The organism is Microcystis sp. LEGE 00066, assembly GCF_015207925.1.
Lineage (GTDB): Bacteria > Cyanobacteriota > Cyanobacteriia > Cyanobacteriales > Microcystaceae > Microcystis > Microcystis ichthyoblabe_A.
In genome coordinates this window covers 1-7284 of record NZ_JADEVX010000194.1, presented here as the reverse complement: position 1 = coordinate 7284, position 7284 = coordinate 1, and the positions used below count along the sequence as shown (strand labels likewise).

Here is a 7284-nt window from a genome sequence, read left to right as displayed (position 1 = left end):
GGTGTGGGGTGTGGGGTGTGGGAAGAATAAATAGAAATAATCTCCTGTCTCCTGTCTCGGAGTCTCCTGACTCCTGCCTTCGTTAACTAAGTTTTTGCTTCCTCTTTCAGGGAATAAATTGGTTTAAACCAACCTTTGCGCCAGAAGTAGAAAATCAAGCCTCCCGCTACGGCTAACATGACTAACCAGACCATGAAATAACTCCATTCTCCTTTTAATTCTGGCATATTCTCGAAGTTCATGCCATAGACGCCAACGATAAAAGTTAAGGGAATAAAAATCGTCGAAATTACGGTTAAAAACTTCATAATTTCGTTTAATTTATTGCCCATAGTGGACATATAAACATCCATCAAACTCGCCGCTAATTCTCGATAAGCTTCGATAATTTCCAGAATTTGAATGACGTGGTCGTAGGAATCCCGAAAATAAATTTGTACTTCATCGCTGACTATACCATGATGGTCACGCATGAGTAGATGTAGGACATTTCGCATCGGCCAAATTAAGCGACGCAGTGCCAATAATTCCCGACGGACATCATAGATTTCCTGCATTGTATCTCGATCGGGATTACTAATGATCATATCTTCCAACGCCTCAATCCGATCTTCGTAGTGTTCTACCACGGGAAAATAACCATCGATAATCGTGTCTAATAATAAATAGGTTAAATAATCCGCCCCCGATTTCCGTACTCGTCCCTGGGAAGTGCGAATTCGATCTCTCACTATCTCAAAACAGTCCTGTAATTCCTCCTCTTGAAAACTTAAAAGATAGCGTTTTCCCAAGACAAAACTCACCTGTTCCGTATCAAAACCGCTTTCATCTTCTTTCAGTCGCACCATCTGAGAAATCACTAACAATTGATTGTTATAGTCCTCTAACTTGGGACGCTGCGGCACATTAACCACATCTTCTAATAACAAAGGATGCAGATTAAAAATTTCTCCCACCTGTTTTAAAACCGTCTCACTCCCTAACCCTTGAATATCCATCCAAGACACGGTATTTGTGCCAATATAGGGGGCGCAAGCATTGGGAGTAATATCCACCTTGCGAACGGCGTTATCTTCATCGTAGTCAATTAAAATAATCCGCGAGGGTTTGGCATCCGGTTCGATAATTAATGTCCCTGGTTCACTACCCGGTTCATCATAAAAATAATCGAAGTAGTCTTCTTCCTCGTCTCCATCGGTATCGGGACGATTGTTGACGAATATATCGGGTTGTAGTTGGGTCATAAGCTTACAACAATCTGGCTAATTTGGGCAATAAGAAAACAGAAAAGTTAAAAAATTTAATTTGCCTAAAGTTACTATCTATCGCCATGAGATTACATTGACATACTCCCACCGTCAAGCTACGCTGTGACGGGGGATTCTTTCCACATCGCTGTTAGAAATTCCTTGTTCAACGAGACAACTTAGATTCTCAATGTCTCCACTGAAAACCCAGAGGTCGGACTCTCCCAAGGCGTTTGGGTCGGTTTCTGTTTGCCCAACAGTACCGTTGAGATGATTTCCCAAATATTGCAACCCTTTTTTAAGAATGTTGATTGCTGCATTATGATCCCTATCTAAGACTGTTTGACAATTGGGACATTGATGAGTTCTAGTGCTTAATGTTTTTTGAACTCTCGTCCCACAAACTGAACAATCTTGAGTCGTGCAATGTGGTGGTACAGCAACACAAACAATCCGATAAATCTTGGCAAAATAATTCAACCATTCAGTGAATTGATACCAAGAAGCATCACTAATCGACTTGGCAAGTTTACGGTTTTTGACTAAGTTTCTTACCTTTAAAGCTTCATAGACTACCAAATCATTAGACTGGACTAACGCCAAAGCGTCTTTAATTGCTTTGTCTTTACGTTGTCTTGATACTTTAAGATGAAGTCTAGCCACTTTTATCCGTTGCTTGTGATAGTTGTTAGACTGTTTCTTTCCTTTACGAAACTTTTTGGATAATCGTCGTTGTGCTTTTTTTAGTCGTTTTTCTGACTTTCTTAAATAACGTGGATTCTCTACTATATTGCCTTGAGCGTCGGTATAAAATTCCTTTAACCCTAAGTCAATTCCTGTTATTTGTCCCGTTGGTTTATGGTATTCTTGCCGTTCTACGTCAATCAAAAACTGGCAATAATAACCATCGGCACGTCTCACAACTCTTACCCGTTTAATCTGTTGTTCTGAATAATAAACTAAGGTCTTTTGACTACACCATAAATCAAATTCTCCTGCTTTAAAACCATCAGTGAACTTGATTTTACGTCTATCATCAGATAGTTTGTAGCCTGTTAGTTTATACTCAGCCGAACGGCTATGCTTTTTAAACCGAGGAAACCCCTTTTTTCCCGGTATCTTAGCATGACAATTCTGGTAAAACCTATTAATTGATTGCCAGGCTCTATCAGCAGCCGATTGACGAGCTTGAGAGTTTAATTTATTAACCCATGGTGTCTCTTTATTGTTAGCTAGTACCGCACAAAGCTTTTGAAGATCATTCCGGGTTGTTCCCTTATTGTCCATCCAATAACGAACACAAGAGTTACGCACAAACTGAGATGTCCTAATTGCTTCATCAAGCCGGTGATATTGTTCTGGTGTCCCGTTTTTTAGCTTGGCTTCTACGACTAGCATTGATTAATCCTCGACCCTTGGATCGTTTAATTATAACACAGTTTACCTACAAATGGTAGAATTAAAATCGTGCTTCGCAGTCAATATCCTGGTCGGATTTCATCCCCCGCAAAGGTTGATGTCTTGTCAAAAAATTTAGCGGGGGCATTCATCCGACATTTTAGGTAAACTGAAGATTGTTTACTGATTTATTCCCTCCTGATAATTGTCAACGATGAGATTAATCGGGAGAATTAGCAATATTGACGGCCAAAATTTATGGAATCCGCCTCTTTTATTCCCCGTCTAGTTATCCCCGTCGGTGATCCCGCCGGAATCGGCCCTGAAGTGGTGTTAAAAGCGATCGCCGATTCCCCAATCTCGTCCGGTTGTCAGATTACTCTAATCGGCACCAGAACGCTTCTCGAAAAAGCCTATCACGATTCCCATCTTCTTGATCGCTTTTCTCTGATCGATTTGCCCTACAATCAAGAAAAAATCGTTTGCGGGCGTGGGGATGCCCATAGTGGTGAAATTAGCTTTCTTTACCTGCAAGAAGCAATAAAACGCACCCTCAAGGGCGAATTTGACGGTATTGTCACCGGTCCGATCGCTAAATCCTGTTGGCAGTTGGCTGGTTATGATTTCCCCGGTCAAACGGAGGTTTTAGCTACCATGGCGGGAATTAACCTTTATGGGATGCTATTCGTCGCTAAATCCCCTCACACCGGCTATAACTTACGCACTCTCCTCGCCACTACCCATATCCCCCTGCGAGCAGTTCCTGATGCTCTTAACCCCGATCTGATGACCCGAAAATTAGACCTATTGATCGAGTCTTTAAAGCTAGATTTCGGCATCGATCGCCCCAAAATCGCCATATCCGGCCTTAATCCCCACAGTGGCGAAGCGGGAAAACTGGGAAGGGAAGAAAAAGACTGGTTACAGCCTTGGTTGCAGTCAATGGGACAAAAATGCCCGCAAACCCAATTAATCGGCCCTGTCCCCCCCGATACCCTTTGGGTGGAACCGGGACGCGCTTGGTTTAGCGGTGCAGGGCAAACCGCGGACGCATATCTGGCATTATACCACGATCAGGGTCTAATTCCCGTGAAATTAATGGCTTTTGACTGTGCTGTTAATACTACCATCGGTTTACCTTTTGTTCGCACCTCTCCAGACCACGGGACGGCTTTTGATATCGCCGGCCTTGGCATCGCTAGGGCCCAGAGTATGCAAGCGGCGATCCAATTAGCGATCGAATTGTGTCAGCAGCGCCGTATAGATCGGTTTTAGCTGTTGGGGGTTAGGGAGATGAGAATTATGAATTATGAATTATGAATTATGAAGTGGGAAGTGGGAAGTGGGGAAGCTGTCTCATCACCCTATCACCCCAAAACCCTATCACCCCAAAACCCTATCACCCTATCACCTATCTCCTGACTCCTAATCCCGATTGCCAAATTGGTGTGAGCAGCGGGACAACCGGAGAACTAAACTAGAGATATAGCCCTCGATAGGAGACAATTGGATATGGGTATCGCTTCAGTTAACCCTGCCACGGGAGAAATTCTCAAGACTTTTACCCCTCTAACCTCGGAGGAATTGGCGGCGAAATTGGCCCTAGCTGAGACAACTTTTCAGCAGTATCGCCGCACCGCCATCAGTAAACGGGGACAGTGGTTACGGCAAGCGGCGGATATTTTGGAACGGGATCAAGTAGCATTGGCTAAAACCATGACTTTAGAAATGGGGAAACCGATCAAGTCAGCGATCGCAGAAGTCCTCAAATGTGCCTTGGTTTGTCGTTTTTATGCTGATAATGCCGCCGGTTATCTGGAAGATGTGCCGATTACCACCGATGCTAGTCGCAGTTTTGTCCGTTATCAACCGTTAGGGGTGATTTTAGCGGTTATGCCCTGGAATTTCCCTTTATGGCAAGTATTTCGCTTTGCTGCTCCTGCTTTAATGGCGGGAAATGTCGGCCTACTCAAACACGCTTCTAATGTCCCCCAATCAGCTTTAGCGGTGGAAAGAATTTTATTAGAAGCCGGTTTTCCTAAAGGCGCTTTTCAAACTCTTTTGATCGGGGCCGATCGCGTTAGTGATTTAATTAACGATGAACGGGTAAAAGCCGCCACTTTAACCGGTAGTGAACCGGCGGGGATGAGTTTAGCAGCCGCCGCAGGAAAACAGATCAAAAAGGTGGTTTTGGAGTTGGGAGGTAGTGATCCTTTTATCGTTTTAGATAGTGCCGATATCGAGGCGGCAGCGGCTACGGCAGTGACGGCAAGATTGTTAAATAATGGTCAGACTTGTATCGCTGCTAAACGGTTTATTGTTATGGAAACTGTCGCCGATCAATTTGAACAGTTATTAGTGGCGAAATTCCAAGCTTTAAAAGTTGGTGATCCCCTTGATGAAACTGTTGATATTGGTCCCTTGGCCACGGTATCGATCGTCTCGGAAATTGCCGCCCAAGTGGAAAAAACCGTCGCTATGGGTGGTAAAGTCCTTGTGGGGGGTCAACGTTTAGAGGGGAAAGGTAACTTCTATCTACCAACGATTTTAACCGATATTCCTGCTGGTTCTCCGGGGGAAAAAGAGGAATTTTTCGGACCGGTGGCTTTACTATTTCGAGTTAAAAATACCGAGGAAGCGATCGCTTTAGCTAATGATAGTCCCTTTGGTTTGGGTTCTAGTGCTTGGACGAATAACCCCGCAGAAATTGAGCGTTTAATTACCGAAATTGAGGCCGGTTGTGTGTTTATTAACGGTATGGTTAAATCCGATCCTCGTTTACCCTTTGGGGGGATTAAACGTTCCGGTTTTGGTCGGGAATTAAGTGTGGAAGGTATTCGCGAATTTGTCAACGTTAAAACGGTTTGGATTAAGTAATTCAGTTAAGTAGTTAGGTGTTAAAAACTATCAAATCCCCCCCTTATCAAGGGGGGAAGGGGGGATCGAACCCACCACCATAACCAAAATCACTCACCATAATTGTCGCTAGTTTACACTATCGAAGAGCGCACCCTACGGATTAAAAATATGCCGCGTATTATTGATAATATTGAGTCCCATTTATTGCCAATTTTACGCGAAAGTTTATTAGCATCCCAACGCGCTGATTTTTGCGTGGGTTATTTTAATTTGCGCGGTTGGCAGTCCATAGATACCTATATTGATCACTTTCTCGGGGGTGATTTGTCCTGTTGTCGTCTGCTGATTGGTATGCAGCAAGCACCCCAGGAATTACTACAGCAATCCCTGTCTTTATTAAACCGCTCAAATAATATAGATAAGGCTACTTGCGCTCGTTTAAGAAAACAAATTGTTCAGGATTTTTGCCAACAATTAACTTGGGGGAATCCTAGCAATCGAGATCAGGAAGCTTTGCAACGTTTGGCCAAACAAATTCAATCGGGGAAGCTAGTAATTCGCTTATTTTTAGGCTATAATCTCCATGCTAAATTATACCTTATTCATCGACAGGATGTCAATAATCCAACGGTGGGATTTTTGGGTAGTAGTAATCTAACTTTTGCGGGATTACAACAGCAGGGAGAATTAAATATTGATGTCCTTGATCACGATGCTTGTGCCAAATTACAAAAGTGGTTTAATGATCGTTGGTTTGATGCTTGGTGTTGGGATATATCCTCGGATATTGTCAAGGTGATTAACCAAAGTTGGGCCCGGGAAAGTCTGATTCCTCCCTATCATATCTATTTAAAAATAGCTTACCATCTTTCCTTTGAAGCGAGAGCCGGTTTAGCGGAATACAAAATTCCCCGACAGTTTGATCAAGACTTACTAGATTTTCAGAAATCGGCCATTAAAATTGCCGCTCGTTATGTGCAAAGACGCGGTGGGGTACTAATTGGCGACGTGGTGGGGTTAGGAAAAACGCGCATCGCTTCCATTCTAGCACATATTTTGCAGGAAGACTACGATTTAGAAATCTTAATTATTTGTCCGAAAAATCTCCTGACTATGTGGGAGGATTACAGCTATAAATACAAATTAAGAGCGAAAATTATCCCCTTAAGTCAGGTTATACAGAAATTACCCAATCTGCGACGCTATCGGGTAGTAATTATCGATGAAAGTCATAACCTGCGTAATCGAGAGGGTAAACGTTATCGGGTGATACAGGAGTACATTAACACCAATGAAAGTCGCTGTATTCTCTTAACTGCGACTCCCTACAATAAAAACTATCTTGACCTGTCCAATCAACTGCGTTTATTCATTCAAGAGGATACTAATCTCGGAATTCGTCCCGAAAGACTACTAGAATCTCTGGGAGGAGAAATCGAATTTAATCGCAGATACCAATCTTCGGTTAGGTCCCTAGCAGCCTTTGAAAAAAGTGACTCTCCTGACGACTGGAGAGACTTAATGCGTCTCTATATGATTAGACGGACTCGCGGTTTTATCAAAAATAATTATGCTACAGAAGACGAACAGGGTCGTCGGTATCTAAAATTTGCTGACGGGTCGAGGGTTTATCTTCCCCAACGACAACTAAAGACCAGCAATTCTCATTTTGAAATAAATAGAGCATTAACCCCGATTTTGGCATGGGCATATAGTACAAAGTAACTATTTTTGAGGAGAGGCGATCACCCAAAAAAACAGTTGGCTGGACAAATTAAGT

The 7284-nt window shown here is 43.0% G+C and carries 5 protein-coding genes; 3 read left to right on the top strand and 2 right to left on the bottom strand.

What is annotated here, in order from left to right; all coding sequences use genetic code 11:
- Positions 1–86 precede the first annotated feature (86 nt).
- Positions 87–1244: a magnesium/cobalt transporter CorA gene (corA, locus tag IQ224_RS19705; RefSeq protein ID WP_002744894.1), complete on the bottom strand. Its 1158-nt coding sequence runs from the start codon at positions 1242–1244 to the stop codon at positions 87–89.
- Between the two features lie 114 nt (positions 1245–1358).
- Positions 1359–2645 carry an RNA-guided endonuclease TnpB family protein gene (locus IQ224_RS19700; RefSeq protein ID WP_194033390.1) on the bottom strand — a complete coding sequence of 429 codons (1287 nt, stop codon included), beginning with the start codon at positions 2643–2645 and terminating at the stop codon, positions 1359–1361.
- Positions 2646–2903: 258 nt separating this feature from the next.
- Between IQ224_RS19700 and pdxA the strand changes: the two genes are divergently transcribed.
- From pdxA to IQ224_RS19685, 3 genes are all read left to right on the top strand, one after another.
- The gene (gene pdxA, locus IQ224_RS19695) at positions 2904–3920 is read left to right on the top strand and encodes a 4-hydroxythreonine-4-phosphate dehydrogenase PdxA (protein ID WP_194033389.1); all 1017 of its coding nucleotides are present in this window, start codon (positions 2904–2906) and stop codon (positions 3918–3920) included.
- Between the two features lie 237 nt (positions 3921–4157).
- The gene (locus tag IQ224_RS19690) at positions 4158–5522 is read left to right on the top strand and encodes an NAD-dependent succinate-semialdehyde dehydrogenase (protein WP_194033388.1); all 1365 of its coding nucleotides are present in this window, start codon (positions 4158–4160) and stop codon (positions 5520–5522) included.
- Between the two features lie 150 nt (positions 5523–5672).
- Positions 5673–7229 (top strand): phospholipase D-like domain-containing protein, encoded by a 1557-nt coding sequence (locus tag IQ224_RS19685; protein WP_228036324.1) that lies wholly within the window; start codon positions 5673–5675, stop codon positions 7227–7229.
- Positions 7230–7284: the final 55 nt, after the last annotated feature.

Bases quoted from the DNA above. Each gene is read 5' to 3' on its own strand.
- corA (WP_002744894.1), bottom strand. From the start codon at position 1,244: ATGACCCAACTACAACCCGATATATTCGTCAACAATCGTCCCGATACC.
- IQ224_RS19700 (WP_194033390.1), bottom strand. From the start codon at position 2,645: ATGCTAGTCGTAGAAGCCAAGCTAAAAAACGGGACACCAGAACAATAT.
- pdxA (WP_194033389.1), top strand. From the start codon at position 2,904: ATGGAATCCGCCTCTTTTATTCCCCGTCTAGTTATCCCCGTCGGTGAT.
- IQ224_RS19690 (WP_194033388.1), top strand. From the start codon at position 4,158: ATGGGTATCGCTTCAGTTAACCCTGCCACGGGAGAAATTCTCAAGACT.
- IQ224_RS19685 (WP_228036324.1), top strand. From the start codon at position 5,673: ATGCCGCGTATTATTGATAATATTGAGTCCCATTTATTGCCAATTTTA.